This window comes from Albidovulum marisflavi, from assembly GCF_025751435.1.
Lineage (GTDB): Bacteria > Pseudomonadota > Alphaproteobacteria > Rhodobacterales > Rhodobacteraceae > Albidovulum > Albidovulum marisflavi.
The window spans coordinates 1,489,736-1,515,320 of sequence record NZ_JAOWKY010000001.1 but is presented as its reverse complement, the minus strand read 5'-3'; the positions used below and the strand labels follow the sequence as shown (position 1 = coordinate 1,515,320).

Below are 25,585 nucleotides of genomic sequence, written 5' to 3'. Positions count from 1 at the left end.
CATGCCGGAGCTGCCGGAAATCGAAGCCTTCCGAAGGCAGTTCGATACCTCCGCGATCGGGCGAAGGGTGGACTCTGTGGATGTGGCGGATGAACCGGTACTGGCTGGCCGCTCCGCCAGGGAACTACGCCAGGCAACCGCGGGCGATGCCTTCTGCAAGGTCCTGCGTCACGGCAAGCTGCTGTTCGCCCGGACGAACGGCGGCACCTGGGTCGTGTTTCGCTTCGGCATGACCGGCAGGATTGCGATGCTGGAACCTGATGGAGATCCGCCCGATCACACCAGGATCATGTTCGGCTTCAACGACGGGGGACGCATGGCCTTCGACGACCAGCGCAAGTTCGGCTCCGTCGAACTGGCCGCGGATGTCGAAATCTACCTTGAGCGGAACGACATCGGACCCGACGCCCTTGGCGTCTGCGAACACCGCTTCAGGCGGATCATCGGCTGCACGCGCGGACAGGTGAAGCCGGCGCTGATGGACCAGTCCAAGCTTTCGGGTATCGGGAACGTCTATTCGGACGAGATCCTCTATCAGGCAGGCATTCGACCGGATGCGAAGGGCCAGGCGCTTGACGACGGCCAGCTGGAAAGGCTTCACGGCCAGATGCGCATGGTGTTGGAAACGGCAATCAACAGGATCGCCACGGGCAAGGACTTGCCGGACGATTGGCTGACGCCCCACCGCGGCAAGGACGGAAAGTGCCCGGACTGCGGCGAACCCCTTGAACGCAAGCGGATCAGCGGGCGCACGGCGTGGTTCTGCCCGCGAAGCCAGCACCATGGACAAGCGGGCTAATGCGCGCCAAACGGTCAGCGTCCGTAGATGCCCACCAGTTCCGTGAACTCGATCACGATGGGCTGGGCCAGCGCGATCAGCTCGGTGCAGGTCGCGCCGGGTGCGGCGGCGGTGATCCTGTCGCTCAGAGCGCTCAGACGGAAGTGATAGCTGTGGGGTGCGTCGCCCTTTGGCGGACATGGCCCCGCATAGCCCGGTTGTCCAAAGTCGTTGATCGCCTGGCTGAATCCCGGTTCCTTCGTTTCAGGCCCGAAACCGGCGCGCAGGTATCCGCTGTCCGGAGCGATCCCCCAAGCCGCCCAGTGGTGAAACACCCCGTTCGGGGCATCCGGATCGTCGCAGACCAGCAAGAGCTCCTTCGTGCCCTCCGGCAGATTTTCCCACCGAAACGCCGGAGAGACATTTTCACCGTCGCAGGTGTGGCGGACAGGAATGGTTTCCCCCGGATTGAAGTCGGGGCTGGTCAGAATGATCATCTTCACCTCCTGCGGTGGTCGCGCAGGCACAAGCCAAGACCAGCCGGCCCCGCCGCGCATTATCGCGCGTTAAGTCCGCCAGCCTCCGCACCAGCCACAGGCAGGTTTTTTTCGGCAGAACCGCGATCAGCCCTTGGTTTCCAACGGAAACGAAAAACCCACCTTCACCCTATCCATGACCACGCTCGTCTTGAAGCGCGTGATGTTATCCTCGGCGAAGAAATGGCGCCGCGTGAAACGCTCGTAGTCAGCCATATCGACGGCGGAAAGGATCAGGATGAAGTCGCTGTTGCCGGTGACGTAGTAGCACTGCATCACTTCCGGGGCGTCGCGCATCCGGCTGCGGAAAAGGTCCAGGTCCGCTGGCCGTTCCGAGTTCAGCGTGACCTCGACGATCAGCATCAGGCCCCGCCCAAGCTTCTGCGGGTCAAGAATCGAGATATCCGCCTCGACATAGCCCTCGGCGCGCAGCTTGGCCAATCGCTTGCGGCAGGCGTCAGGCGACAGGCAGACGATCTGCGACAGCGCCTCGGCGGTCAGCCGGTTGTTCGCCTGGATGGCTTCAAGAATGAGGGCATCGAATCTGTCCATGCCCCGTTCTGTCCGAAAACGCGCCCAGCTCCAAGCAAAGAACAGCCAATCAGCCGGTTTCACGCCCAAACGACCATATCACGGCCGAATATCGGACCGATGGCAGCCAACTTGTCCGGGAAGTGCAGCCCCCGTTCCGGTTAGCTTCCGGTCAAACAGAAGCGGAGCGCACGCATGACGCAGGTGATCGACAATCCTTTCCGCGGCAAGGGCATGCCGGATCTTCCGCGCGCCAAGGGGGCGGACACGCGCGCCGTGGCCGCCCTGTTGGCGCTGTGCCCGGCGCACAGGATCACGCCGCTTGTGGACAGCCCCGACCTGGCGGCACAGGCGCAGGTCGCCCGCCTCACGCTCAAGGACGAACGCGGCCGGATGGGACTGGGCAGCTTCAAGGCGTTGGGTGCGGCCCATGCCATCGCGCGCGAGGCCGCAAAGGCTGGAGGAGACCTGAGCAAGGCGCTGTCCGGCCGGACCTATGTGACCGCCAGCGCCGGCAACCATGGCCTTTCGGTCGCGGCGGGCGCGCGCGTGTTCGGCGCGGCCGCGGTCGTCTACCTGTCCGAAGCGGTTCCGCAGGCTTTTGCCGACCGGCTGGCAGCACGTGGCGCGCGCGTCGTTCGGGCGGGCTCGGATTACGAGCAAAGCATGGAGGCCGCGGCGCGCGCCGCCGAGGAAAACGGCTGGACGTTGCTGTCGGACAGTTCCTGGCCAGGCTACACTGAGCTCCCCTTCCACGTCATGGAAGGCTACCGCCAGATGGCCGTCGAGATCGCCAGCCAGATGCAAGAGCCTCCGTCGCATGTCCTGTTGCAGGCAGGCGTCGGCGGACTTGCCGCCGCGATCGCTGCCGAGTTGCGCGAAACCTGGGGTTCGGCGCCCCAGATGATCGTCGTCGAACCCGACGTTGCGCCTGCGCTTTACGAAAGCATCCGTTCGGGCCGGCCGGTCACCACCACCGGCCCGGCGTCCTGCATGGGTCGTCTGGACTGCAAGACGCCGTCGCTACTGGCGCTTGCGGACCTTGCCTGCGATGCGGACCGTTTCACGATCCTGTCCGAAGACGAGGCAAAGGCGGGCACGGACGCGCTTGCCGCGGCGGGGCTGGAAACGACGCCCTCGGGCGGGGCTGGCGTTGCGGCGCTTCTGGCAGGGATTGACGGTGTCGGGCGCGACGCGCATGTGCTGTGCATCATCAGCGAGGGGCCCGCGAATGGGTGAAGCGTCCTTGATATTCCCGGCGGGTGAATATCGCCGCCGGACTGCCGCCCTGCAGTCGGAAATGGCGCGTCACGGGCTTGACGCGCTTCTTCTGACGACGCCGCCCGATGTGTTCTACGTGACCGGCTTCCTGACCCGCTTCTGGGAAAGCCCTGCGCGGCCCTGGTTCATCGTCGTTCCGGCCAAGGGCGACCCGGTGGCGGTCATTCCCGCGATCGGGGCGGAACTGATGGGGCGGTGCTGGATCGACGATATCCGCACCTGGGATGCGCCCGACCCGCACGACGACGGCGTGAGCCTTCTTGCCGACACCGTGGCCTCGATCACTCCGCAAAGGGCAAGAATTGGTCTGCCCATGGGCCTTGAGACGCATCTTCGCATGCCCGTCGCCGACTTTGCGCGGCTGCAGGCGCGTCTTCAGCCCCGCGAATTTGCCGACGGGACCGCAGCCATCCATCGCGTGCGCGAGATCAAGTCAGAGGCGGAGGTCGAAAAGATCCGCGCCGCCTGCGCGATCGCCGACGCAGCCTATGAACGAGTGCCAGAATTTGCCCGCCCCGGCGTGCCGCTTGCGCGGGTTTTCAGGGAATTTCAGGTGGCACTTCTGCAAGAGGGCGCGGACTGGGTCAGCTATGTCGCGGGTGGCGCGGGGCCTGGCGGCTACGGCGATGTCATATCACCTGCGGATGACCGCCCCCTGACCCCGGGCGACATCCTGATGCTGGACACCGGCGCCGTGCGGGACGGCTACTTCTGCGACTTCGACCGCAACTACGCCATCGGCCGCGCGCCCGACGATGCGCGCCGTGCCCATGCGGCGCTTTACGCCACGACCGAAGTCGCACTGGATCGGCTGCGCCCCGGCATGTTGGCCTGTGACGCGCATCGGATCCTGACCGACGCGCTTCGCGCCGAGGGCGCGACACCGGGCGGGGGGCGGCTTGGCCATGGCCTTGGCCTGACGCTGACCGAATGGCCATCGTTCACGCCCAAGGACACGACCGTGCTTCGCGAGGGGATGGTCCTGACGCTTGAACCGGGTGTGGAGATCGTCCCCGGCCGCATCCTTGTCCACGAGGAAAACATCGTCCTGAGGGCAAACGGCCCAGAGCTTCTGTCGCGGCGCGCGCCCTCCGAACTGCCGGAGATCCACGAATGAAGACTGTCGGTTTCGATCTCGTCGGTCCAATCGGTGCCAAGGCCACTTTGGGTCTGATCGTGCTGCAGGCCGACGAGACGCTGGAACAGGATTTCCGGCGGCTGTTTCCCGACCGGGATGTCGCGCTCTACGTCAGCCGCATCCCTTCGGGCGAAGAGCTTTCGACTGACTCCATCGCTGCGATGGAGGCGGAACTGCCGCGGGGGGCACGGCTTCTGCCACGTGCCGCGCGCTTTGACGCCCTGGGGTACGGCTGCACCTCCGGCACCACGCTGATCGGGGCCGAAGCCGTCGCCAGGATGGTGCGGCGCGGCGTCGAAACGCCGGTGGTGACCGATCCGCTGACGGCGGCGCTGGCGGCCCTGGCAGCCCTTGGCGTGAAGCACATCGGGCTGGTGACGCCCTATGTGGAAAACATCGCCGCGCCGGTTCGCGATGCGTTCGAGGCGGCGGGCTTCCCCGTCGCGGCCGCGGTCACCTTCGGGGAAGAAGCAGAGGCGCGGGTGGCACGCATCGCGCCCGAGTCAATCCGCGCCGCCGCGCGCGAGGTCGCCGGTTCGGAAGGTGTCGAAGCCCTGTTCCTGTCCTGCACGAACCTGCGTACGCTGGACGTGATCGATGATCTGGAATCAGAGCTTGGCATCCCGGTGCTCAGCAGCAATCAGGTTCTGGCCTGGCACATGGCGCGCAGCACGGGCGCAACGCTGGCCAAGGACGCGCCGGGACGGCTGCTGCAGACGCTCTGACGGCGGCAAGGTCTGCGACCGGCACCGATCGCGAAACCGGGTCGAACCCGCCCTTGGAAAGGCAGTCGAAACACAGATGAGCATACACAGGAAGATCACTGACAGCCTGGCCCGCAACCGGGTGGAGTTCGTCACGACCGTGCCCTGCAAGCAGCTTGCCGGGGTGATTGATCTGCTGACATCGGATGACCGGTTCCTTCATGTCCCCGCAAACAAGGAGGATGAGGGGATGGGCCTGTGCGCGGGCGCCTACATGGGCGGCAAGCGCGCCGGCATCATCATGCAGAACACCGCCATCGGGGTCACGATCAACGCTCTTGTCACGCTGATCCAGTACTACAACATCCCGCTGCCGATGCTGATCAGCTATCGCGGCGAAGTCGGCGAAAAGGTCGCCTGCCAGGTCGAGATGGCCGTACACACCAAGGGGCTTCTGGCGCAGTTGGGGATCCCGACCTATCACTTCCACCGACCCGACGACGCCGAGGAACTGGACGGGATCCTGGCCCACTGCTTCATGGCGAGGAAGCCCGTCGCCATCCTGATGGACGCAAGCTTCTGGGGAGGCGCGAAATGATCCGCAGCGACATCATCAGGTCGATCCTGCCGGTCATCGACGACGCGCTGGTCGTGTGCAACATCGGCCTTCCCAGCCAGGAGCTGTTCCTTCACGGCGACCGTCCGGCGAATTTCTACATGCTGGGAACGATGGGTCTTGCCTCATCAATCGGGCTGGGGCTGGCCTTGGCGCAAAAGGCGCCGGTGGTGGGCATCGACGGTGACGGCTCGGTCCTGACGAACCTTGGCACTCTGCCCACGATCGCCAACAACGTGGCGAGCAACTTCACCCTGCTGATCATCGACAACGGCAGCTACGGATCGACCGGCGACCAGCCGACCTACGCCGGACAAAAGACCTCTCTTGCCGCCGTGGCGCGGGCCTGCGGATGCAACCACGTCGTCGAATGCAGGGCCGAGGACACCGCAAGGACACTTCGCGACGCGTTGGACGGCGGGCGGATGACGGTGATCGTGGCAAAGTGCGACAGCGGCAACGTCCCGGTGCCGGTCATTGACCTTGACCCGGCCGTGATCCGCCATCGGTTCATGCAGGAGGTTGTCCGGCGCAACGCCGAATAGCACCGCTTGGGCGTGATTTGGTGGTGTTGTCGGCAACGCTCCTGTGCATAGTCGTCGCACGGTCCCGAACGGGGCCTGGCGGGGGACATGACTGATGGACCGCTTGAACAGCGACCGCTTCAAGACGGCTTTCCTGCTGGTGGGACTGACGGGCCTTCTGGCCGGGCTTGTGCTTTGGTCAGCCGGGCAAGCGAGAGCAGCCGATCTTGTCTGGACGTTGGGCGTCCTGCCGATCCTGGCCGCGCTTGTGGTCGAGATCGTGCAAAGCCTTCGAAGCGGGGAAGTCGGGCTGGACATCGTCGCAGCACTGTCGATGACCGCGGCCCTGACCTTCGGCGAGACATTGGCGGCCGCCGTCGTCGCGGTCATGTATTCTGGCGGCACGTTCCTTGAAAGCTACGCCGAGCGCAGCGCGCGGCGGGAAATGCACGATCTTCTGTCGCGCATCCCGCGCAAGGCGACCCGGCACCGCGATGGCGCGCTTGAAGAGGTGGCGCTGGATCAGATCGCCCCTGGCGACAGGCTGCTGATCCGGCAAGGCGATACCGTCCCGGTTGACGGGCGCGTCGCATCGGACGTCGCCTACCTGGACACATCAGCCCTGACAGGTGAATCGCTTCCCGCACGCCTGACCGAAGGCGAGGACGCCATGAGCGGCTCGACGAACGCGGGCGAGGCGTTCGACCTTGTCGCGACCCGCATCGCCAAGGACAGCACCTATGCCGGCATCGTCAGGCTGGTCGAGGCGGCGCAGCGGTCCAAGGCGCCGATGTCGCGGCTCGCCGACCGCTGGTCGCTGGGGCTCCTGGCGATCTCGGTCTCCATCGCGCTGGCGGCATGGTGGGCCACCGGCGATCCGATCCGGGCGGTCGCCGTGCTTGTCGTGGCGACACCCTGCCCGCTGATCCTTGCCGTGCCGGTGGCGCTTGTCGCCGGCCTATCGCGCGCCGCCCATTTCGGCGTACTGATAAAGGGGGCGAAGCCGCTGGAAGCAATGGCGCGTATCCGCACCCTGATCCTGGACAAGACCGGAACCCTGACGGACGGGCGCCCGCAAATCGTTTCGATAGAAAGCCGGGGCGACCATGCGGACGACGACATCCTGCGGTTCGCGGCGGCGCTTGATCAGGCTTCCAAGCACCCCGTCGCCCAAGCCCTTGTCGCGGCCGCACGCCTGAAGCGACTTGACCTGCCAGTGCCGACCAGGATCACCGAGATCCCGGGTGAAGGCGTCATCGGCACGGTCGACGGGCAAGAGATCATGGTTGGCGGCGATGAGTTCGTCAGCCGCCACGCAAGCGAGCCGCCGGGAACTGCTGCGCCGCTTTCGGCGGGCTCGGTCCACGTCGCCGTCGCGGTCGATGGGCGCCTGGCCGGTCGCCTGGTCATGTCGGACCCGCTGCGCACGGAAGCGCCCGACATGCTGCTGCGCCTGCGCAGGCGGGGCATCGGCCGGATCCTGCTTGCGACCGGCGACAGGGCGGAGGTCGCCGAAAGCGTGAGCAGCGGGCTGTCGCTGGACGGTGTGCGCGCTGGATTGACCCCCGACCAGAAGGTGCTTCTGGTCCTGACCGAGCGGACCGACAGCCCGGTCATGATGGTGGGCGATGGCGTCAACGACGCGCCGGCGCTGGCAGCGGCAGATGTCGGTGTCGCCATGGGGGCCCGCGGCGCCGCCGCCTCGGCCGAAGCGGCAGACGTGGTGCTTCTGGTGGATCGGATCGACCGCCTGGGGCCGGGCATAGAAATCGCCCAACAGGCGCGACACATTGCCATTCAAAGCGTGGTCGCCGGCATCGGCCTGTCCGTGATGGGCATGATCGCAGCAGCCTTCGGCTATCTCACGCCGGTCGAGGGCGCGGTGATCCAAGAGGTCATCGACGTGGCTGTGATCCTGAACGCGCTGCGCGCGCTGCGCATCTCACCGCAGGGGGTAACGGAACCGCAGGCCGCCATCGAAAGCGCCTGAGACGGCGATAGCCGCTAGATGCCCGACCGCAGGCCAAGGCCCTGGCCCCCGCTAGGCGCTTCTTGCCCGCCCTTCGTTCGTCGCGGAAATCGCATCCTCGATCATCGACTTCGCCGCCCGCCAATCGGCGCGCATGTCCCGGGCAAGCGCGCGGATATCCCTGGCACTGCCGGGCTCTCGCAACAGATGTTCCAGCCCGACAAGATCCTCGCGCAGGGACGTCGCGCCCAGAAGCGCAACCGCACCGGCAAGCTTGTGCGCCTCCATCGGCAGGCTGTCCATCCGCGTCCCGGCCTGGATCCCCTGCGACAGCATTTCGGCGAAGCTTTCGACGCCATTGTCGACCTCGCCCAGGATCCTTGCGATCTTTTCCCGCCCAAGTGCCTCGATCAGGTCGCCAAGGGTGGTCATGTCCATCGGCGCGTGCTCCGGCTGCGGGCGCGCCTGGCTTCGAATGCTCGGGTCGGCCAGCATTTCCCGCAGCCGCCCCCTGGAAACCGGCTTCACGATCGCGCCAGTCATGCCCGCCATGAGAAACTTGTCGATCTCCGATTTCTGCGCATGCGCAGTCACAGCCAGAATGGGCACGTCGCGGCAGGGTCCGGTGCCCGCGCGGATCTTCCGGGTGGCCTCCACGCCGTTCTGCCGGGGCATGCTTATATCCATCAGGATGACGTCGAACGGCTCGGCCTGCGCGCGCGCGACAGCCTGTTCACCGTCAAGCGCGCAATAGACCCGGTGACCGTCCGCAGTCAGCATGTCCGTCATGATCTCCAGATTGATGCTGTTGTCCTCGGCCAGGAGTATCCTGAGCGTTCGCTGCGCGGTCACGACGTTGGGCTGACCGGCCCGGATCTGAGCTTCCGCGGCCTCCGCGCGCTCCTCAACTCCGGTTCGGCGCAGCGGCAGGCTCAGCCGGAACACGCTGCCGCCCCCGATCCGGCTTTCGACCGTCAGGGTCCCGCCCATCATCTCGGCCAGGCGGCGGCAAAGACCCAAACCCAGCCCGGTCCCTTCGGCGCGACGCTCATAGCTTGTGTCGATCGTGACGAAATCTTCGAAGATGCGCTCAAGGTTTTCCTCGGCGATGCCGATGCCGGTGTCGCACACCTCGATCCGGGCGAATTCGAGGGCATCGTCCTCGCAAAGGCGAATCCTGATTTCACCAGACTGCGTGAACTTGTTGGCGTTGCTGACCAGATTGATAAGGATCTGGCGAATGCGCCTGGGGTCGCCAAGAAGGGGCGTGGACCTTGCGCCCACCTCTTCGACGATCAACGCGTTGCCACGTTGCCGCGCCGCGTGAATCTGGTTCTCGACAACCTGTTCCGCAACCTCCTTGAGATCGAAGGGCTCGCGTGCGGACTCGATGCTGCCCGCATCAAGCTGGGATATCTCAAGCACCGAGTTCACATGGCTCAGCAGGATATCGCTCGACGTGTTCATCGCCTGAACGATCTTTTGCTGACGCGCCGTAAGCTCGGTGTCGGAAAGCACCTGCAGCGCACCAAGCAGGCCATTCAGCGGCGTGCGGATTTCATGGCTCATCACGTTGAGCATCCGCGCCTTGGTGGTTTCACCGGCCACCGCGCGTTCAAGGGCTTCGTTCAACTCCTGCTCACGAACAAGCCTTGGGGTTATGTCCGCGACCCACACCAGCACGCTTCTGCCAGCGGGGCCGTTGATGACGGACATCGACACCTCGACCGGGAATTGGCTTCCGTCGCTTCGGCTTGCGTACTTGATGCTTTCCGCCAGGTGTTCCGCGATCTCGGTCTCGTGCCGGGACCCGGACATCAGACGTTCGATGGCGTTCTTGATGCCGGGATCCAGCGGCACGTCCTTGAGAAGCTTTCCAAGGACGCCGTCCCTTGGCAGCTCGAACATCTCTTCGGCAGCCCGGTTGTAGTCGAGGATCGCGCCGAAGCTGTCGACGGTGATGACGGCGCGGTTGGTGCGCGAAAGGATTTCCTCGATCCGGGAATTCGTCTCGCCGATGCGTTGGGCGCGCAACTCCGCGCTTTTGGACAGTCGGAGAACGAACAGCGTGCTGAGCATCAGGGCAAGGATCAGAAGAACGGCCAGCGCGCCAAGCCGAAGCAGGGTCGTAACCAGCTGTTCCCGGAGCCCGTCGGCGAACAAGGTGCGGTTGCGCACGGTATCCAGCGACATCTGGCGCACCGCTCCGCGCGCGGCTTGTGTCAATTTCTTGAGCTGCGGCAATGTCGCTGCAAGGACGGGATCGGGGGAGTCGATCAGGGTCACCGCTTCGTCCAGGTAAATGCGAACGTCCGCAAGTCCGCGCGCAAAGCGCTCTTCCTGCCGCAGGCCGCTGAACCCGGTGCCTTCCTCGATCGTCGAGACACGGCTGAAGAAGATGTCGAACGAGCGCCTGATCCTTGTCAGCTGCGCGGCGTCGGGGGATTCCATACTGTTCGCGATGGCGATCTGCAGGGTGGTCAGCTCAACCTCGGCCTGCGAGATGTTCCACAGGACGCGGTCCTCAACCGCGGACCGGTGCTCTTCCAGGTCCAGCACGACGCTCTGGATCAGGAAGGCGCTTCCGACGCCGCACAGGATGAAGACCAGGACCGCCCACCACGTCGCATTCGTGAAACAGGCGAGGCCTACGCGAAATATGCGTGTTGCTGCCCTGGAGATGCCAGTGACAACCAGATTTTTCATGTCCACGGCGGCCCGGTCCATAGCCTCCCTCGCCCCATGGTCCCGAAGCTTCGAGCCTAGTTGCGGATATCCAGGCTGACAAGTTGCCAGACGCTGCGCGAATAGATCAGATCGGTCCGATAGCTGCTGTCGTCATCGAAGGGATACACGATCCAAAGCGGCCCCTTTTCGCGCAGCGACATCAGCTCTTCGTTCATCATGTAGGCAAGGATCGGCCCGTCTTCCGTCGCATCGCTGACCGGAATGTCCGCGCCGTAGTCGTTCGCGGCACTTGCCCAGATGAGTTCCCCCTGCACCCCCACCCGGTCGAGAAGATGCTTCAGGCGGATCCCTTCGAATTCCTGGACACCTTCGGTCCAGATCGTCGAGGTTTTCAGATGGACGTGCCCGATGGCACGCAGGCTGTCCATGTCGAAGACCGCGCAATCCTCTTCGTTGCGCACCTCGATCTCACCGCAAACCCGCAGCACGACCTCACCCGTCGGAGGCGGCAGCGGCAGCGGCTGCTGCGCGGCGGCGGCCAGACCCAGAAAACCCGAGCCAATCACACAAAGAAAGACGCGCGGGACGTCGATGGGCATTTCCGGCTTCTCCCTTCGAGACTGGAGAACTCACATCGTTTCAGATCGCGGTACATGTTCCCAGGACAACCGCAAGACCTTTTTAGCATAGCCCGTCCGCCCGGCGAATTGGCAAATTTCCTGCCGACCGGCTTGCGCCAGCCCGCGAAAAAGGCTCATTGTACCCGTCAAGTTGGACATTTCGCGCTTTGAAGCAACAAGAACCTAATCCATGAAGATCATCGTCGCCGACGACCACGCGCTTGTGCTGGAAACACTTGTGGCATTCATCGCCACCCATCCCGACATGGATGTCCGGTCGGCGGCCAATCTTGACGCGACGCTGGAACTGATCGGTAACGAAGGCGCGTTCGACTGCATCCTGCTTGACTACAACATGCCCGGAGCAAACGGCCTTGAGGGGCTGCAGCGTGTCCTTGAGGCGAATGCTGGCGGCGCGGTCGCGCTGATGTCGGGCAACGTGGCGCGCAGGACCGTCGAACAGGCGATTTCGGCCGGAGCGGCGGGATTCGTCCCCAAGACCCTGAGCGCCAAGTCGCTTGTCCAGGCCATACGCTTCATGGCGACAGGCGAAATCTATGCCCCTTTCGAGTTCATGACGCGTGAAAGCGAGGACACGAGCGGCCTGTTTTCACCGCGCGAGCTCAGCGTTCTCAGATGCGTCTGCGACGGCAAACCCAACAAGGTGATCGCGCAAGAGCTTGGCGTTCAGGAAGTGACGATCAAGGCGCACGTCAAGAACATCTGCCGAAAGCTTGAAGCGAACAACAGGACGCATGCGGCGATGATCGCCAGGGATCGCGGCATCCTCGCTTTCTAAGGCCTTCGCGCGGTTGAAACCCGCATGCTTGCTGTCACGGACTGACAGGCAGGAGGCACGCCCAGTGTCTCCGGGGAAAGCGAACGCGCTTCACAAGGGCGCGGCTTTGAGCAGCCATCATGCAACCGTCGCTCAACGCCTCATGGCGTAGCGCGCCACAGGCGACTTGCCCGTGCCGACCGCAAAAGATGCCCTTTTCGGAATTTGAGTGGTGGACAGATGGTAAAGAAATGTTACCAATATGCGGGCGAACAGAAGCTGGAGGCTTTTCGAAAGACCCAAACCTGCAAGACAATATCGGGAGGAGAATGAATGACGACCAAGACCACCACGCGCAGGGGCGCTCTCAGGGCTTTTGCTGCGGCAGGCGCATCGACCCTTGCAGCGCCGCACATCGCTTCGGCGCAAGCAAACGGCACGACATGGAAGATCCAGACATCCTGGCCTGGCGGCGCCGGCCTTCAGATCTTCAAGGACTGGTGTGCCACCATCGTTGAGAAAACCGGCGGGGAGCTTGCGTTCCAGCCCTTCGGCGCGAATGACGTCGTGGGCGACTTCCAGCTGTACGATGCCGTCAAGAACGGCGTTCTGGATGCGGTGAACCCGTTCACGATCTACGCTCAGGGCATCATTCCGGCGGCGACGTTCCTGACGTCCTATCCGCTTGGCCTGCGCAACCCGCATGAATTCGACGTGTTCTACTACGGCCTTGGCGGGCTTGAGATCGCGCGCGAACTTTACGCGGCGCAGGGCATGTATTTCGTGGGACCGGTGCACCACGGGCCGAACATCATCCACTCCAAGGTGCCGATCCGCTCGATCGACGACTTCCGGGGCCGCAAGATGCGCCTTCCCGGCGGTATGGTCGCCGAGGTCTTCACCGAGATCGGGGCCGAAACCACCGTTCTTCCGGGATCGGAAATCTTCCCGGCGCTGGAAAAGGGCACGATCGACGTGGCCGACTACGTGGGACCGGCCGTGAACTACGCGCTCGGCTTCAGCCAGGTGACGAACTACATCTCGATGGGGCCTCCGGGCTTCATGTCGGTCTACCAGCCGGTCGACATCATGGACATCACCGTGTCCCAATCGTCCTGGGATGCGCTGTCGCCCGAGATGAAGCAGTTCGTGGAACTGGAGACGCACGCATATTCGGACATGCACCATGCGGCGATCCAGAAGGCCGACCAGGAAGCCTGGGCCAAGTTCGAGGCCGACGGCACCGAGATCACGCGTTTGACGCAGGACGATGTCGAGCTTCTGACCGAAGTCGCCGTGCCGATCTGGTTCAAGTACGCCAACCGCGACAAGGACGCCGCGCGGGTCTTCAAGATCCAACTGGACTACATGATGTCAGGCTCGCTTGGCTACGTCACGCCGGAGCAGATCGAAGGCCTTACCCTGGACCTCTGACCGCAAAGCAAATCGGCCGGGCCTGGCGTAATCGCCATGGCCCGGCCTCGCCATGAGGCGGCACATCATCAGGACACCGCAATGCCCAACATCGACTTCACCCTGCCCCATTGGGCTTATTGGCTCGGGCTGCTGCTATTCCCAGTCGTGGGAATGATCCTGGCGCGCCGCGCGCGCCCGAAGCAGACCAGCTACAGCGCCGCGCTTGCCTATCTGATCCTGGTGACGGGCGGGATCCTCGGATTGCACCGCTTCTATCTGAGAAGCCTGCTGGGGCTTCTCTACATTCCCATCTTCCTGTTCGTGCTTTGGAGCAATGCGGCGGAACGCGATGCCCGCGCGGAACTGTCGGATGCGATCAACCTGGTCAGGGTGGCCGAGCGTGTGGTCGAACGCGAAGCCCCCCGCATCGAGGCGGCCGAGGCCGACATCGACGCGCTGAGGGCGGAAGTGGCGGCGGCCGAGCCGGAGTCCTTTGCCAAGAAAAGCGCCGAGCGCCGGCTGAAGCGGGCCGAGGACGCGATGACCTCTGGTCGCGATCGGATTGCCACGGCCGAGGCCGACCTGTCGCAGGCACAACCTGTCGCGGACGCTGCAACGGAAAAGCGGGCGTTCTGGGCCAACGCGGCGCGCTATGCGTTCTACCTGATCCTCGCACTGATGGCGATCGATGCGCTGCTGATCCCTGGCCTTGTGCGCAAGGCCAACGAAAGCCTGGCGCTGGAACTGCCAGAGGAAACCTTCATCGACGCCGAAACGGCAGCCAAAGCCGCGCAGATCGACCCGGACGCCCGCAAGCCGGACCACGAATGGGCGCAAAACTGGATCGACAAGCTGTCGCTTCATGCCGGCGAATTCGTCAGCTACTGGGCGGTGATCGCTGTCTTCGTCTACTACTTCGAGGTCATCAGCCGCTACGTGTTCAACTCTCCCACGAGCTGGGCGCATGAATCGATGTATCTGATGTTCGGCATGCAGTACCTGATCGCCGGTGCATACGCGATGCTGACCGAAGGCCATGTCCGGGTCGACATCTTCTATGCGTCGATGTCGCCGCGACGCAAGGCCTGGACCGACCTCTTCACTTCGATCTTCTTCTTCATCTTCGCCGGAACGCTTCTGGTGACGTCCTACATCTTTGCCATGGACGCCATCGCGGTGCCCTCGGGCAACTCCGTCGTGTCCGAATGGGCGCGCGGCCAGATCGGCTTTTGGCAGATGCTGGGGGCCCTCTCGCTGGGCGACTGGACCGATCCGTCGATCCGCTGGGGCGAAATCAGCTTCAATGAATGGGAAGTGCCGCTCTGGCCGATGAAATGGATGATGTTCGTGGGCGGCGCGCTGCTGGTCCTGCAAGGCATATCCAAGCTTTCCAAAGACATCCGCGTTATCGCGAAAGGGGCCTGACGCATGGGACTGGACATTTCAATCGAGCTGCTCACGCTCATCATGTTCGGCTCGCTGCTGGTGCTCCTGATGGCGGGGCTTCCCCTTGCCTTCGTCACCGGCGGTCTGGCCTGCGTCTTCCTGTTCATCCTGGGGGACGCACGCGCGCTGAACATCGTGCCAAGCCGCATCTTCCCGCTGATGACGAACTATCAGCTGTCGGCGATCCCGTTGTTCATATTCATGGCCGCCATGCTGGAGCGAGCCGGGATCATCAACGACATGTTCGACGTGATCTACAAGGTGCTTGGCGGCGTGAAGGGCGGGCTGGCGTCGGCCACGATCATCGCCTCGACGATCCTTGCGGCGATGGTAGGCGTGATCGGCGCCGCAGTCGTGACCATGGGCATCATCGCCCTGCCGGCCATGCTGAAGCGCGGCTACGACCCCAAGATCGCCATGGGCGCGATCATGGCGGGCGGAACGCTGGGCATCCTGATCCCGCCGTCGATCCTGGCGATCATCTACGCGGTCGTCGCCGAGCAATCGGTGGGCGAACTGTTCATCGGCGCCGTCATACCGGGCCTGATGCTTTCGGGGCTCTACATCCTCTACGTGACCGTCCGCAGCTACATCAACCCGCGCCTCGGCCCGCCGATCCCGATAGAGGAGCGGGTCAGCACGCGGGAAAAGCTGCACCTGCTCGGCAAGATGTCGGCGCCGATCAGCCTGATCGTCGTGGTTCTGGGCGTGATCTTCTCGGGCGTGGCGACACCGGTCGAGGCCGCAGGCATCGGCACCTTCGGCGCCTTCATCGTCGCGGCCATCCACCGCCGGCTTGACTGGCCCACCATCCGCGAGGCCTGCCTGACCACGCTCAAGGCCAGCGCCATGGTCATCTGGATCATGTTCGGCGCGACCATCTTCGTCGGGCTCTATGTGCTGGAAGGCGGGCAGGAGTTCGTGCAGGAGACCATGCAGGGCATGGGCCTAGGCCCCTGGGGCATCCTGATCGTGATGCAGATCATCCTGATCGTGCTGGGCATGTTCCTGGACTGGGTGGGGATCCTGCTGCTCTGCGTGCCGATCTTCGTGCCGATCATCAAGTCGCTTGGCGCCGCCGCCTTCGGTTTCGACAACACCGACGACCTGGTTCTGTGGTTCGGTGTGCTGTACCTCGTGAACATGCAGATGAGCTTTCTGTCGCCGCCCTTCGGCTACGCGCTTTTCTATCTGCGCGGCGTCGCCCCGGACTCGATCCCGATGAGCGACATCTTCCGCTCGGCCATCCCCTTCCTGCTGCTGCAGATCGTGGGACTGCTGATCTGCATGTTCTTCCCAGAGGTCATCACGTTCCTGCCAAATCTCGTCTACGGCTAGGTCAAGGGCGCGATTGTCAATGACCCGGCGATAAGGGAAAACACCCCGGTGCGGACTGGTTGCCGCGCCGGGGTTTTCGTTTGCAGGCAAAGGATCGGATGCCGTGACCAGGATCGAGCAGGTGGCAAACCTTCCGGACGGAAGCCCCGTCGAACGGGTCCTGCTGCGGGGCGGCGGGCTGACCGCGTCGGTGCTCAGCCACGGCGCGATCCTTCAGGACCTGCGGCTGGACGGACATGCGTCCGCGCTCGTCCTGGGCTTCGCGCGGTTCGAGGACTACCTTTCCAGCCCGTTCTGTTTCGGGACAACCGTGGGCCGCTGCGCCAACAGGATCGCCGGCGCCTGCTTTGAACTGGACGGCGCCGTCCATCGGCTGGATGCCAACTTCCTTGGCAAACACCACCTGCACGGCGGCAACTCTGGCATGGCCAATCAACTCTGGTCGTTCGAGGATGTCGGCCCCGATCACGCCACCCTGGGCCTTGTGCTTGGCGACGGGCACATGGGCTATCCCGGCGTACTGACCACGCGGGTTTCCTTTGCCCTGCTCGCCGGTGGCGTTTTGGACATCCGGATGACCGCCACGACGGACCAGGCCACCCTTTGCAACCTGGCGCATCACAGCTACTTCAACCTTTCGGGCGCGCCCGACATCCTGGACCACCGGTTGCAGATATTTGCTGATCACTATCTGCCTGTGGACCACGAACTGATCCCCACCGGGCGCGTGGCCCGGGTCGCGGGGACCTGCCTTGACTTACGTGACGGCCAGCGTCTTGGCGATGTGTGCAGCCGATCGGCGATCGACCACAACCTTTGCATCGGACAAGACAGGAGCCCCCTTCGGACTGTCGGGGAACTGAGGGGCGGCGACGTGCGGATGCAGATCAGGACGACCGAACCCGGCCTTCAGGTGTTCGACGGCGCGCCGATCGTGGCGGAGGCGCCGGGGTTGGACGGGCGCAGGATGGGCGCCTACGCGGGCATCGCGCTGGAACCGCAGGTGTGGCCGGACGCGATCCATCACCCCAACTGGCCGCAGCCGATCCTGAGGCCGGGAGAGACCTACAACCAGCACACCCAGTTCGTCTTCGCGAAATCGGCGGACTGATCTGCCGGGACGACCGCCAACCCTACGGAGCCCCGCCCGGTCGGTTCAGGCTCGCCCCGCCGATGTGGGAGAGGCGGGGCGAGCACTGGCCCGGACCGGATTGGGAAAGGGTCCGGGTCGCACCCTGACCGGCATCGGGACAAAGCCGGCAGGGATTGGTGAGGGTGGCGGCGCAAAGGGTATCGGTGCCAAGCCACCGTCAATTTTCCAAGGTCAGAGTTCTGCCACCGAAGACGGCGGCATGACGCAGAGCCGATTGCACGACCGGCCTGCGACGCGAAGGGATCAGACCGTCGGAGGTGCGCGCAACCCATGCGCGGGGTCACGCGCGGCACGCGGGGCGCGGCTTTCGCGTGGCGGCGCCACGACAGCGGCAACCACCAGGTCGGCAGCCGCGACCTCGCCCCACGGATCGGAAAGAAGCGTGCCCCCTGCGATGTGACAGGCGGCGCAATCGCCCTTTGACAGCTTGCCATCGACATCTGAGCCGCCACACAGGGCCGACACATCCGCCCCGGCCAGCGCCAGAGCCTCGACCGCCGCCTCGTCTGCGGATGCCACGCGGTGCCCGGCGCCCAGGGCCACGAAGGCCAAGGCAAGCATTGCCACCATAGCAAGGCCGGTCAGACGTGAGTGCAGGGCATCAATCATTGCTTTAACGTGTGACCGGTCGCGGCGCTTTGCAAGATGCCCACACGACACCGGCCAAGGGTGCGTCACTTTGCGCCAGCCCCGTGCCGAATGTCCTGATCACCCCGTCAGCGCGGGGCATCCCGAAATGCCGGGGCTTCCCAAATTCCCGGAATCAGCCATACTCGGCCCGCGCACCTGTTTCGGGGCGCCTGTGCGGAGCGGCGCATGTCGCGCATCGTGGTTCTGGACATCATGAATCGCCGGACGACCGGCTGTGACCTGGTTCCCTGTTGACCGGAAGGCTGTTCGCCGTCCGCGTTCCCTCCAGCACCACCAGGTACTCATTCGATGCAACAAAGCTTGCGGCTCGCCGTCGACATTGGCGGAACCTTCACCGATACCGTCCTGATCGAGGATGCCGACCGGATCGTCGCCTCGACCAAGACGCTCACCACGCACCAGAATCCCGCGGATGGCGCGATAGAGGGCGTTCGCAGGGCGCTGTCCGCCTCGGACCGCGGACTGGGTGAGGTGACGGGCTTTATCCATGGAACGACGCTTGCCACCAACGCGCTGATCGAGAAGCGCGGGGCGCGCGTCGTCACCGTCACCACCGAGGGGTTTCGCGACATTCTCGAGATCGGGTATGAGCGTCGCTACAGCCAATACGATATCAACCTGCGCAAGGCCGACCTGCTGGTGGGGCGTGACCGCTCCCTGACGATCCGCGAACGCATGTCGGCGGACGGTCAGGTCCTGATCCCGCTGGATGAAGGCGCGATCCCGGACCTTGTGGCGCAGATCGACGCGGCCGGCGCGGAAGCGATCGCGATATGCCTGCTGCATTCCTACGCGAATCCCTTGCATGAACAGCGCCTGCGCGAAGCGATCGCAAGCGCCCGGCCGGGGCTTTCCATCTCGATCTCGTCCGAGGTCAGCCCCGAAGCACGGGAGTTCGACCGGCTCTGCACCACGCTCGCCAATGCCTATATCCAGCCGCTGATGGCACGCTATCTCAGCGCGTTCGAGGCGCGTTTCGCGGTCGAGGGCCTGGCTTGCCCGATCCTGATGATGACAGCGGGTGGCGGTATGACGACCGTCAGGACAGCCGCCGCGTTTCCGATCCGGCTGGTCGAATCCGGGCCTGCGGGCGGAGCCATACTGGCGGCACGCATTGCCTCGGAATGCGGGCTGGAAAACGTGCTTTCCTTCGACATGGGCGGGACGACAGCCAAGCTTTGCCTGATCGACGGCGGTTCCCCGCAGACCTCTCGTGCATTCGAGATTGCGCGGGCGGCGCGGTTCATCAAAGGGTCGGGAATGCCGGTCCGCATCCCCGTGATCGAGATGATCGAAATCGGGGCGGGCGGCGGATCAATCGCGGCCATCGACCGGCTGGGGCGCCTCACCGTCGGACCGCAAAGCGCGGGATCGGAACCCGGACCGGTCGCCTTTGGCCGAGGGGGCACCCAGCCCACGGTCTCGGACGCCGACATCGTGCTGGGCTATATCCGGCCGGAAACCTTCGCGGAGGGTCAATTCACAATAGATCCGGCACCGGCGGCAGCGACCCTTGCGGAAACGCTCGGCGAAAGGCTTAGCACCGGCGCGCCGGGGGCGGCCGACGGCGTCAGCCGCATCGTGGATGAGAACATGGCAAGCGCGGCACGGATGCATGCCGTTGAATCTGGCAAGGACCTGGGCGCCAGAACCATGATCGCCTTTGGCGGCAACGGCCCGCTTCACGCCTGCCGCGTGGCGCGGGCCGCCGGCATTTCCCGGATACTGATCCCCGCAAATCCGGGCGTCGGATCGGCGGTGGGCTTCCTGTTCGCCCCGGTTTCCTACGAAATCGTCCGAAGCAGGTATTCGCTGCTTGAGACGCTTGATCTCGGTGGGATCAACGCGCTTTTGTCCGGCATGGTGGCCGAGGCGACGGGCGTCGTGCGTCAAGGTGCGCCTGCGGCTGATACGGCAGTCGGCCGGACCGCGTTCATGCGCTACCACGGCCAGGGCCACGAGATCGAGATCCCGCTTCCCGACCGGGACCTGCAGCCAGACGACATCGGGCCCCTCACGACAGCGTTCGAGACGGCCTATTCGCGGCAATTTTCCCGTCCGGTGCCAGGGATGAGCATCGAGATCCTGAACTGGTCGGTCCGCGTCGCGACGCGCGCCGAAGCGCCTGCCGCTTCTTCGGCAGAACCACCGGAGTCGACGCTCGCACCCGACAGCAAGCGGACCATCATCTGCGACCTGTCAGGCAAGCCCCGCGATGCCGCCTTTGTCCCACGCGAAAATCTGGCGCCGGGTAGCCGGATCACCGGCCCCGCCCTGATTGCCGAGCCGCAGACGACGACCTTCGTCGGCGCGGATTTCACCGCCCGCGTCGATGCGCGCGGGAACCTTGTCCTGACACGCGACCGCATCGGAGGCTGACACATGAGCGATCTTTCCCCGGCGCGGCTTCAGGTCATGTGGAACCGGCTTCTGGCGGTCGTGGAAGAGCAGGGCCAGACCCTGATCCGCGCGGCCTTTTCGCCGATCGTGCGCGAATGCGGCGACATATCGGCCGGCATCTTCGACATCCAGGGCCGCATGCTTGCCCAGGCCGTCACCGGTACACCGGGCCACATCAACACCATGGCCGAGGCCGTCAAGACACTTCGCGAGCGTTTCCCGGTCCGGAACATGGCGCCGGGCGACATCTACCTGACCAACGATCCCTGGCTGGCCTCGGGGCATCTGAACGACTTCCTTCTGATGATGCCCGCGTTCAAGGACGGTCGCGTGGTCGGCTTCACCTCCTGCACCTCGCATCTGGTCGACCTTGGCGGGCTTGGCATGGGTCCCGAAGGGTCGGACATCTACGACGAAGGGCTGCTGATCCCGCCGTGCAAACTTGTCGAGCGTGGCGAGGTGAACGCCCTGCTGCTGGACATCGTCAAGGCCAATTCGCGCGAACCCATCGCGAACGAGGGCGACATCTACGCCCTGATCGCCTGTTGCGAATCTGGTGCCGCCCGGCTGGTCACGATGATGGAGGACTTCGGGCTGGACGACCTGAACGACCTTGCCGACCACATCATCGACACGTCGCGGCGCGGCACGCTTGCCGCGATCGCCGAGGTGCCCGAAGGGGTTTACCGCAATGTCCTGACCGTCGACGGCTATGAAAACGAGCTTGACCTGCACGCCACACTGACGGTGACCAAGGACCGGCTGCACCTGGATTTTTCCGGCACGTCAGGCTGCTCGAAGAAGGGCATCAACGTGCCGCTGAACTACGCCACGGCCTATTCCGTGTTCGCCATGCGCTGCATCATCGGGCCGGACATTCCCAACAACGCCGGCTCGCTGGAGCCATTCGAGGTGACGGGACCCGCAGGGTGCATCCTGAACGCACAGCGCCCCGCCCCGGTCGCGATGCGCCACACGCTGGGACAAATGACGCCGGACCTTGTTCTGGGCTGCCTCTCACAGGCGTTGCCGGACCGCGTTCCAGCTGAAGGGGCGTCGTGCATGTACGATCTGCCGATGCGCCACACGCCGGAAGCCGTCCACAACGGCGGGCGCCGCTTTGCGGTCGAACTGGTGCACAACGGCGGAACCGGGGCGCGACCGATGGCCGATGGCCTGTCCGCCACCGCCTACCCATCCGGCGTTTTCGGCTCTCAGGTCGAGATGACCGAAGCCGTGGCCCCTGTGACGATCTGGCGTCGCGAACTTCTGCCGGATTCGGGCGGCGCGGGACGGTTCCGCGGCGGCCTTGGTCAGAGGATCGAGATAACCTCGGCGGTGGGCGAACCCTTCCTTGTCTTCCTGTCGGTTGAACGTTTGCGCAACGCCGCGAAGGGTCGCGCGGGCGGGCTTTGCGGCGCGCCGGGGCGGATCAGGGTCACCGGGCGCGATGCCGACATCGCGGGCAAGTGCGAACTGCGCGTCGAACCCGGCGAGCGGTTGATATTCGACACGCCTGGTGGCGGCGGCTTTGGCGACCCCGGCGGCCGCGATCCAGCGGCGCTTGCGCAAGATGTCGCCTGCGGACTGATATCGGATCACGCGGCCGCGGCTCTTTACGGGGCGAAGGCATGATCGCGCCGGTTCCGAGCGTGGCTTCCATGGCCCCCTACGCGCTTGCCGACCAGGGACCTGCTGGCGCCATCTCGCTTGCGCAGAATGAAAGCGCGTTCGGCCCCAGTCCGATGGCGATCGCCGCCGGACAGGCGGCGCTCGCGCAGTCGGGGCTTTATCCAGATCCGGAGTGGACCGGACTTCGCGCCGCGATCAGCGAGGTACATGGGCTGGACGCGCAGCAGATCCTGTGCGGCGCCGGGTCGATGGAGTTGATCGGCTGTCTGATCCGCGCCTTCGCCGGGCCGGGGGATGAAGTTCTGGGCAGCCAGTACGGATACCTGTTCACGAAAACGGCCTGCCAACAGGCTGGCGCTTCCTTCGTCGCCGCACCCGAGGCTGGCTTTACCTTGTCCACCGACGCGCTGCGCGACCGGGTCACGCCGCGCACGCGGATCGTGTTCCTGTGCAATCCCGGCAACCCGACGGGGACGCGCATCCCGAACGCCCAGATCGAGGCACTGCGCGACGATCTTCCGGGCGACGTGCTGCTCATCGTCGATCAGGCTTACGGGGAGTTCGACGATCAGGACCCGGCTTCGATCTTCGCCCTGACCGGTCGCGGCGGTACGGTCGTTCTGCGCACCCTGTCCAAGGCCTATGGGCTGGCCGGTGCGCGCACGGGTTGGGGCCTGTTTCCGGAGGCAATCGGCGCGTCGGTTCGCAAACTACTGAACCCAAACAACGTTTCGGCCGTCAGCCAGGCCATGGCAGAGGCGGCTATGCGCGATCAGGGGCACATGCGCGCGACAGTCGCCGGAACGGTGGAAATCAGGGCCAGGTTCGCCTTGCAGCTGAAAGCGGCAGGCTATGACCTTCCTCACAGCCACGCGAACTTCGTCCTGATCCCCTTCGCCAACGCCGATGCCGCGCAAGCCGCCGACACGCGCCTGCGCGACGCCGGGCTTCTGATGCGCGGCATGGGCGGCTACGGCCTGTCCCATTGCCTGCGCGCGACCATCGCCGCGCCCAAGCACATGGCGCGCGCTGCCGAGATTCTTGCCACCTTCAAGGAGCATGGTCATGACCGCTGATCCCCGCGCCATCAAGATCGGGGTTCTTGTTCCCTACACCAACACGAATCTTGAACCCGACATGATGCTCATGCGCCCCGAGGGCGTTTCGCTTCATTTCGAGCGGTTGGGGGACTACGACGTCGATGCCATCCCCGGCGCGGACCAGATGGCTCGGCTTGGCGCATCGGACATCACCGAGACGCTGAGGCTGATCTGCGGCGTCCGGCCACGGGCGGTCCTTTACGGCTGCACCTCGGCCACACTGACGCATGGGGCGGGCTTCGATCGCGACCTGTCGGCCAGGATCAGGGAACGGTCGGGGGCCGTGTCGCTGACCGCCGCCGGTTCCGTGGTCGCTGCGATCCGGGCGCTAGGGGCCACGAAGATCGGCTTCTCTTCGCCCTATGTCGGGCAGATCAACGATCAGGCCGTCGCCTTCCTGGCCGATGAGAGGATCGAGACCGTGTCCCGCGCGGACATCGGGCGAGACCTTGGCAACTACGGCCAGGGTGAACTGTCCCCGGACGAGGTGTTCGATCTTGCCATGCGCGTGAACAAGCCGCAGGTCCAGGCGATCGTGCTGTCGTGCACCGACATGCGCTCGGTCGAGGCCGTCGAGCGGATCGAGGCCGCGACGGGAAAGCCGGTCGTCACCTCGAACCAGGCGATGATGTTCGCGCTTTGCCGCGCGCTGTCCCTGCCCCGTCCCAAGGCCGCACCGGGACGGATTTTCGACCTGCTTTGAGCGTAGCTGCGGCAGATCACCCGATCCGCTGCCTGCTTGTGACCTCAGGGTTCGCCCGCGCCGATTTCCTCTTTCCGGCGGGCGACATAGGCGTCGAGCTCTTCGCGGATCGCGGGGTCCATGACAGACTCTTCGTAATCCCGAAGCGCCTGCTGCCAGATGGCGGTTGCGCGCGTCAGCGCATCCTTGGCGCCCGCCGCTTCCCATCCGCCGTAGTTGGTCCAATCGGACAGCATCGGACGGTAGAAAGCGCTTTCGTACCGGGCCATCGTATGTTCGGCGCCGAAGAAGTGCCCCCCCGTCGGAACCGAGGCAATCGCGTCGAAGCCAAGTTCTGCATCGGAAAAGTCGATCGGGCGCAGGATTTCCATCATGTTTTGAAGGATCTCGACGTCCAGAACCAGCTTTTCATAGGACGCGGTCAGGCCGCCCTCAAGCCAGCCAGCGGCGTGATAGACCATGTTCGCCCCACCCATGACCGCGCCCCAGGTGGCCATGCCGGTCTCATACGCGGCCTGCAGATCGACCACGTTCGAGGCATTGGCGTTCGAAGTGCGGTAGGGCAGACGGTAGCGCCGCGCAAGCTGGCCCGACACGATGTTTGCCTTGGTGTTTTCCGGCGTGCCGAAGGCTGGCGCCCCCGACCGCATGTCGACATTCGAGGTGAACGCCCCGTACATGACCGGTGCACCGGGGTTCACGAGCTGGGTCAGCACGATCCCGAACAGCGCCTCTGCGTTCTGCTGGGCAAGCGCCGCGGCCAAGGTCACCGGCGTCATCGCGCCCATCAGCGTGAAGGGGGTCACCGTCACCGGCTGGCCGTGTTCGGCCATGGCCATCAACCCGTCGCCCATCGAATCGTCGAACAGCCGCGGCGAGTTGACCGAGATGATGGTTATGACGCCAGGATCCTTCGCCATCTGATCGACCGTGATGCCGCGGGCGATGGCCATCATGTTGATCCCGTCCATCGCGCGCCCGCGTCCGATCGCCGTGCAGTGGAAGGACAGGTCCGAAAGCGTCAGGTTGGCGCGATAGGTATCCAGGTGGCGGTTGTTCGCGGGCAGCTCCTGCGGCGCGGTCACCTGGTTTCCGATGATGTGGATCGCGTTGAAATGATGCGCGAGCCGGATGAAGTTCTCATAATCGCGCATGTTGCCCGCGCGGCGTCCATTCACGCAGTCGTGGACGTTCGGGGGACCGGCCACCAGGCCGAAGGTGATGTTCCGTCCCCCGATGGTCAGCCGCCGCGACGGGTTGCGCGAGGTCAGCGTGAAACTGGATGGCACCGTCGCAAGGGCCGCGTCAACCATTCCCTCGTCGATGCGGATGGTGCTTTCGGACCGGTCCACGATCGCGCCCGCGGCTTCGAACAGGTCAAGGACCCGCCCGCCCATGACACGGATGCCAAGCTCCGACAGGATCCGCATCGAGGTGCGGTGGATCGCCTCCACCTCCTCTTCGGTCGCCATTTGCAGGCTCGCGTAGGGGTTTTCCACCGCACGCCACGGAAGCTGCGCTATCCCGGCCCCGCCGCGGGATGACTTCTGTCTACGCCCGCCGCGTCTTTCTTCGCTCATGCC

The 25,585-nt window shown here is 64.7% G+C and carries 22 protein-coding genes; 16 read left to right on the top strand and 6 right to left on the bottom strand.

Annotated elements, in window-relative coordinates:
- Position 1 precedes the first annotated feature (1 nt).
- Positions 2 to 799, top strand: a complete 798-nt coding sequence (locus tag OEW28_RS07320; RefSeq protein ID WP_263734047.1) for an Fpg/Nei family DNA glycosylase — start codon at positions 2 to 4, stop codon at positions 797 to 799.
- A 14-nt stretch (positions 800 to 813) separates the two neighbouring features.
- On the opposite strand, the gene OEW28_RS07315 is transcribed toward OEW28_RS07320, so the two are convergent.
- Positions 814 to 1,275 carry a YbhB/YbcL family Raf kinase inhibitor-like protein gene (locus OEW28_RS07315; protein WP_263734046.1) on the bottom strand — a complete coding sequence of 154 codons (462 nt, stop codon included), beginning with the start codon at positions 1,273 to 1,275 and terminating at the stop codon, positions 814 to 816.
- A 126-nt stretch (positions 1,276 to 1,401) separates the two neighbouring features.
- A complete protein-coding gene (locus OEW28_RS07310) occupies positions 1,402 to 1,866 on the bottom strand; it encodes an Lrp/AsnC family transcriptional regulator (protein ID WP_263734045.1) in 465 nt (154 codons plus the stop codon).
- A 174-nt stretch (positions 1,867 to 2,040) separates the two neighbouring features.
- Between OEW28_RS07310 and OEW28_RS07305 the strand changes: the two genes are divergently transcribed.
- The 6 genes from OEW28_RS07305 to OEW28_RS07280 all read left to right on the top strand — a co-directional run bounded on the left by OEW28_RS07305 (position 2,041) and on the right by OEW28_RS07280 (position 8,098).
- Entirely contained in the window at positions 2,041 to 3,084 is a 1,044-nt protein-coding gene (locus OEW28_RS07305; RefSeq protein WP_263734044.1) for a pyridoxal-phosphate dependent enzyme, read from the top strand.
- Entirely contained in the window at positions 3,077 to 4,243 is a 1,167-nt protein-coding gene (locus OEW28_RS07300) for a M24 family metallopeptidase (protein WP_263734043.1), read from the top strand. Before OEW28_RS07305 ends, OEW28_RS07300 begins: the two co-directional genes overlap by 8 nt.
- Positions 4,240 to 4,989 (top strand): maleate cis-trans isomerase family protein, encoded by a 750-nt coding sequence (locus OEW28_RS07295; protein ID WP_263734042.1) that lies wholly within the window; start codon positions 4,240 to 4,242, stop codon positions 4,987 to 4,989. Before OEW28_RS07300 ends, OEW28_RS07295 begins: the two co-directional genes overlap by 4 nt.
- Positions 4,990 to 5,065: 76 nt before the next feature.
- Positions 5,066 to 5,566 carry a sulfopyruvate decarboxylase subunit alpha gene (comD, locus tag OEW28_RS07290; protein ID WP_263734041.1) on the top strand — a complete coding sequence of 167 codons (501 nt, stop codon included), beginning with the start codon at positions 5,066 to 5,068 and terminating at the stop codon, positions 5,564 to 5,566.
- Positions 5,563 to 6,129: a sulfopyruvate decarboxylase subunit beta gene (comE, locus tag OEW28_RS07285; protein ID WP_263734040.1), complete on the top strand. Its 567-nt coding sequence runs from the start codon at positions 5,563 to 5,565 to the stop codon at positions 6,127 to 6,129. The genes comD and comE overlap by 4 nt, the downstream gene beginning before the upstream one ends.
- 94 nt (positions 6,130 to 6,223) lie before the next feature.
- On the top strand, positions 6,224 to 8,098 hold the full coding sequence (locus OEW28_RS07280) for a heavy metal translocating P-type ATPase (RefSeq protein WP_263734039.1): 1,875 nt from the start codon (positions 6,224 to 6,226) through the stop codon (positions 8,096 to 8,098).
- A gap of 51 nt (positions 8,099 to 8,149) precedes the next feature.
- Here the strand turns inward: OEW28_RS07280 and OEW28_RS07275 are convergent, their stop codons facing one another.
- Positions 8,150 to 10,783 (bottom strand): hybrid sensor histidine kinase/response regulator, encoded by a 2,634-nt coding sequence (locus tag OEW28_RS07275; protein WP_263734038.1) that lies wholly within the window; start codon positions 10,781 to 10,783, stop codon positions 8,150 to 8,152.
- A 56-nt stretch (positions 10,784 to 10,839) separates the two neighbouring features.
- Complete coding sequence (locus OEW28_RS07270; protein ID WP_263734037.1) at positions 10,840 to 11,364, bottom strand: putative pterin-binding protein; 525 nt, start codon at positions 11,362 to 11,364, stop codon at positions 10,840 to 10,842.
- 211 nt (positions 11,365 to 11,575) lie between these two features.
- On the opposite strand from OEW28_RS07270, the gene OEW28_RS07265 reads away from it, so the two are divergent.
- The 5 genes from OEW28_RS07265 (at position 11,576) to OEW28_RS07245 (ending at position 17,474) form a co-directional block, all read left to right on the top strand.
- Positions 11,576 to 12,184, top strand: a complete 609-nt coding sequence (locus tag OEW28_RS07265) for a response regulator transcription factor (protein ID WP_263734036.1) — start codon at positions 11,576 to 11,578, stop codon at positions 12,182 to 12,184.
- Positions 12,185 to 12,496: 312 nt separating this feature from the next.
- The gene (dctP, locus tag OEW28_RS07260) at positions 12,497 to 13,597 is read left to right on the top strand and encodes a TRAP transporter substrate-binding protein DctP (RefSeq protein ID WP_263734035.1); all 1,101 of its coding nucleotides are present in this window, start codon (positions 12,497 to 12,499) and stop codon (positions 13,595 to 13,597) included.
- 81 nt (positions 13,598 to 13,678) lie between these two features.
- The gene (locus OEW28_RS07255) at positions 13,679 to 15,004 is read left to right on the top strand and encodes a TRAP transporter small permease subunit (RefSeq protein WP_263734034.1); all 1,326 of its coding nucleotides are present in this window, start codon (positions 13,679 to 13,681) and stop codon (positions 15,002 to 15,004) included.
- 3 nt (positions 15,005 to 15,007) lie between these two features.
- Complete coding sequence (locus OEW28_RS07250) at positions 15,008 to 16,363, top strand: TRAP transporter large permease (protein WP_263734033.1); 1,356 nt, start codon at positions 15,008 to 15,010, stop codon at positions 16,361 to 16,363.
- Between the two features lie 103 nt (positions 16,364 to 16,466).
- Positions 16,467 to 17,474, top strand: coding sequence for an aldose epimerase family protein (locus OEW28_RS07245; RefSeq protein ID WP_263734032.1), 1,008 nt, complete (start codon positions 16,467 to 16,469; stop codon positions 17,472 to 17,474).
- A 285-nt stretch (positions 17,475 to 17,759) separates the two neighbouring features.
- Here the strand turns inward: OEW28_RS07245 and OEW28_RS07240 are convergent, their stop codons facing one another.
- Positions 17,760 to 18,125, bottom strand: coding sequence for a hypothetical protein (locus OEW28_RS07240; RefSeq protein WP_263734031.1), 366 nt, complete (start codon positions 18,123 to 18,125; stop codon positions 17,760 to 17,762).
- 330 nt (positions 18,126 to 18,455) lie between these two features.
- On the opposite strand from OEW28_RS07240, the gene OEW28_RS07235 reads away from it, so the two are divergent.
- Genes OEW28_RS07235 through OEW28_RS07220 form a run of 4 tightly spaced genes read left to right on the top strand, consistent with a single transcriptional unit; the run spans position 18,456 to position 24,002 of the window.
- Entirely contained in the window at positions 18,456 to 20,546 is a 2,091-nt protein-coding gene (locus OEW28_RS07235) for a hydantoinase/oxoprolinase family protein (protein ID WP_263734029.1), read from the top strand.
- A 3-nt stretch (positions 20,547 to 20,549) separates the two neighbouring features.
- Positions 20,550 to 22,202 carry a hydantoinase B/oxoprolinase family protein gene (locus tag OEW28_RS07230; protein WP_263734028.1) on the top strand — a complete coding sequence of 551 codons (1,653 nt, stop codon included), beginning with the start codon at positions 20,550 to 20,552 and terminating at the stop codon, positions 22,200 to 22,202.
- Positions 22,199 to 23,275 (top strand): pyridoxal phosphate-dependent aminotransferase, encoded by a 1,077-nt coding sequence (locus OEW28_RS07225; protein WP_263734027.1) that lies wholly within the window; start codon positions 22,199 to 22,201, stop codon positions 23,273 to 23,275. Before OEW28_RS07230 ends, OEW28_RS07225 begins: the two co-directional genes overlap by 4 nt.
- The gene (locus tag OEW28_RS07220) at positions 23,265 to 24,002 is read left to right on the top strand and encodes a maleate cis-trans isomerase family protein (protein WP_263734026.1); all 738 of its coding nucleotides are present in this window, start codon (positions 23,265 to 23,267) and stop codon (positions 24,000 to 24,002) included. Before OEW28_RS07225 ends, OEW28_RS07220 begins: the two co-directional genes overlap by 11 nt.
- Positions 24,003 to 24,046: 44 nt before the next feature.
- Here OEW28_RS07220 and OEW28_RS07215 read toward each other — a convergent pair whose 3' ends face one another.
- Positions 24,047 to 25,582 (bottom strand): trimethylamine methyltransferase family protein, encoded by a 1,536-nt coding sequence (locus tag OEW28_RS07215; RefSeq protein ID WP_263734025.1) that lies wholly within the window; start codon positions 25,580 to 25,582, stop codon positions 24,047 to 24,049.
- Between the last annotated feature and the right edge of the window lie 3 nt (positions 25,583 to 25,585).